This is a genomic window from Okeania sp. SIO3I5 (genome assembly GCF_010672085.1).
In the GTDB taxonomy this organism is placed as follows: Bacteria; Cyanobacteriota; Cyanobacteriia; order Cyanobacteriales; family Microcoleaceae; genus Trichodesmium.
On the sequence record NZ_JAAHHT010000071.1, the window covers coordinates 1 to 3,436 of the forward strand.

The 3,436-nt window shown below is 32.3% G+C and carries 5 protein-coding genes; all 5 read left to right on the top strand.

Annotated elements, in window-relative coordinates:
* A partial coding sequence (locus F6K40_RS17395; RefSeq protein WP_293138003.1) for a ParA family protein occupies nt 1-917 on the top strand: 917 nt, incomplete at its 5' end.
* A gap of 476 nt (nt 918-1,393) precedes the next feature.
* Nucleotides 1,394-1,540 (top strand): hypothetical protein, encoded by a 147-nt coding sequence (locus tag F6K40_RS17400; protein WP_293138005.1) that lies wholly within the window; start codon nt 1,394-1,396, stop codon nt 1,538-1,540.
* A gap of 53 nt (nt 1,541-1,593) precedes the next feature.
* The gene (locus F6K40_RS17405; protein WP_293138007.1) at nt 1,594-2,388 is read left to right on the top strand and encodes a ParB N-terminal domain-containing protein; all 795 of its coding nucleotides are present in this window, start codon (nt 1,594-1,596) and stop codon (nt 2,386-2,388) included.
* Nucleotides 2,389-2,706: 318 nt separating this feature from the next.
* A complete protein-coding gene (locus F6K40_RS17410; RefSeq protein ID WP_293138009.1) occupies nt 2,707-2,868 on the top strand; it encodes a hypothetical protein in 162 nt (53 codons plus the stop codon).
* A gap of 41 nt (nt 2,869-2,909) precedes the next feature.
* Nucleotides 2,910-3,095 (top strand): hypothetical protein, encoded by a 186-nt coding sequence (locus F6K40_RS17415; RefSeq protein WP_293138011.1) that lies wholly within the window; start codon nt 2,910-2,912, stop codon nt 3,093-3,095.
* Nucleotides 3,096-3,436 lie beyond the last annotated feature (341 nt).

Genomic DNA, 3,436 nt, shown 5'->3' on the forward strand with positions numbered 1-3,436 from the left:
TTATCAACATCGCTACATTAATTAAAGAAAAAATTGATAAACCACGAAAAGCATTAACAGTAGCAGTTTATAACAATAAAGGCGGGGTAGGAAAAACAACTACTACTGTTAATACCGCAGCCACTTTATCACTGCCACCGTATCAAAAAAAAGTTTTGGTTGTTGATTTTGACCCGAATCAAAGAGATCTAACAAATTTTCTAGCAATTAAACCAAGTACACCTACTTTTTATAATTGCTTGATAGATAAAAATATTAATGTTAGAGATGTAATTTCTCCTTACAAAATCAGCGATAAAAAATCCAAAAAAGAATTTGGTTTTGATGTAATTCCTGTGCATGGAGAACTTAGTAATTGGGATGATATTGCACAACAAATTACTTTTGACCGCTTAACGAAAGTATTAGACAAACTAAAAAATCACTACGACTATATCTTAATTGATTCTCCTCCTAACTGGCGAATATTCAGCGTTAGTGCTATTTATGCAGCAGATGTAGTTTTAATTCCGGCAAAACATAACAACTTATTTTCCCTAGAAAATGCAGCTATAACTATCAAAGAATATATACCAAAAGTTCAACAAGCCAGAAGAAAAAATCAAGATTTCGGACCAGTGGCTTTACCAATTTTCTTCAACGGTGAAAGGATAACTGAAGCTCAAAAAAAAGTTGCTAAATCCTATATTAATAAACTGATTAATGATCCTCGACAAGACCCCCATAATAAATTTGACCTGCTACCTTATTTTTATCCACGATATACAAAAGCTAATAAAAATACTGAAATATTTGAATTGCCTAGTTATGCTGCCATAGCAAATTATACTTTTGCTCATGTACCTGCTGTTTATCAGAATAAAGTAGCTCGTGAATATTATAAGAGTTTAGTTAATGAGTATTTTCTAGAAAGCTAAATAAAAATACGAAAATATTTGGATTGCCTAGTTATGCTGCCATTGCAAGTTATATTTTTTCTGATGTACCTGCTGTTTTTAAATATCAGGTAGTTCGCACATTTTATGTATATTTGGTTAAGGAATATTTTTGACAATTAGCAATTTGAATAAGATTGTTTATTAATGGATAATGGATAATGGATAATTACCTCTCCCTAAAAGGGAGAGGATTGACTAAAAGGAAAAAATTTATTTCTCTTGGTTGATTGGATATCGCGAGGTTTCCTCGCCATCCCTCAACCGCTTTTTTCCCCTTTATTGGGGAGGCTTTTAACCTGAATAATTAATAATCATTAATTAAGTGGTCATGCCAAATTAATTACACATCTATACCAGCTAAATTCTTTGCCTTCTCAAGACCGCAGAGAATTAGAAGAGGTAAACAATTTTGCTTAGGTACTTATTAAGTATTTGGTAAGTTGATACGTTTATATATGGATGAAATTGAACTGGGAGATGGCAAAAATGCTCCAGAATTTCTAATTTTATCAACGGCAAAAGTTATTAATGAAGCTGATGGAAAAAACTGGGTATCTGTGATTGTTAAAGTTGGAGAAGAACAATATCCAGTCATTGATTAATTCTTTGATTTTCCCACATATTATATCGACTTGGTTAAGGAGTATTTTTGATTATGAGCAATTTGAGTAAGATTGGTAAGTTGATACATCTATATATGGATGAAATTGAACTGGGAGATGGCAAAAATGCTCCAGAATTTCTGATTGCATCAACGGCAAAAGTTCTGAATGAAACTGGTGGGAGAAACTGGATACCTGTCATTGTTAAAGAAGTGGGAGAAGATCAATATGAAGTCATTGGCAATTCTTTTATTTTTGCCGTAGCTGAAGCTGCTGGTTTGGAAAAAGTTTGGTGTATTATTGCTGATGAAAGTGAGGAAACTGAACAAATTAGCAAAATTTTATCTGGGGAAAAAACGCCACAAATAAATCTTTCCACCGCCACAAGAGATGAAATTAAAGCAGCACTTCAATACTTAATTGAAAAACCAGACAGCAAACTTAAAGGAGTAAAATTGCCAGTAGCGACAAATCGTATTGATGAAGCTCCGCGTCAATATTGGAAAGATTTTAAACCCATTACACAATTAGGATGTGGAATTACAACGGCTAAAGTTAATGCTTTAAAAGAAGTATTTTATCTGACCCCTCAACCAATTCCTGAACCTGAGAAAGTGAATCTTTCTACTGCTACAAAAAATGAAATTCAGGCAGCACTTAAATATTTGATCGAAAAGCCAAATAGTCAATTTAAACAACTTGATTTAGCAAAAGCAACAGAAGGTATTGCTGAAGCTCCACGTCAAAATTGGAAAAGCTTAGAACCAATTACAAAATTAAAATGTGGAATTGGAAAAAGTAAGATTAATGCTTTAAAAGAAATTTTTTATTTAGGGAGTAGGGAATAGGGAGTAGGGGGAAAGAATTTAATACCTCTCTTCAATAATTGATTTCCTGTTTTTATTATTGGAAATTTATAATCAGAGACTGAAATATTTAGATTGGGAAAAACTTTTTTCCCTAGAAAAAAGACAGTAGGGAGTAGAAAATAAGGAAAAAAAATTGAATACTTCTCTTCGATAACCGTAATAGTTACTCCTAATCAAAATTGTATTTTTCAAGATATTGTAGCGATCGCTATTCAAATATTGATTCAGAGATAGAAAGTTTCGTCGCGACTTCTAGAAGAAAATTAATCAAAGCTCCTAAAATCTCGAAAATTTGAAATGCCTAACCAAAGCCAAACACCAAGAATTGAAACTCTCAAAAATTTCACCACCAGATTTCTAGTCAAAAGTTCTATAACAGGAATTATCGCCATAATTCTAGTAGCTACTTGTAGAAATGTAGAGAAAATAATTTGGTCAAAGTTTCGTCGCGACTTCTAGAATAAAATTAATCAAAACTCCTAAAATCTCGAAAATTTGAAATGCTTAACCAAACCAAGACACCAATAGTTGAAACTCTCAAAAATCTCACCACTAGATTTCTAGTCAACAGTTCTAGAACAGAAATTATCGCCAGAATTCTAGTAGCTACTTCTAGAAATGTAGAAAAAATAATTTGGTCAAAGTTTCGTCGCGACTTCCAGAATAAAATTAATCAAAGCTCCTAAAATCTCGAAAATTGGAAATGCTTAACCAAACCAAGACACTAATAATTGAAACCCTCAAAAAGTTATACAACAGGAATTATCGCCATAATTCTAGTAGCTACTTGTAGAAATCTACTTGTAGAAATTTAGAGAAAATAATTTTGTTAAAGGTTCGTCGCGACTTCTAGAATAAAATTAATCAAAGCTCCTAAAATCTCGAAAATTGGAAATGCTTAACCAAACCAAGACACTAATAATTGAAACCCTCAAAAATTTCACCAGCAGATTTCTAGTCAACAGTTCTAGAACAGGAATTATCGCCAGAATTCTAGTAGCTACTTGTAGAAATCTACTTGTAGAAA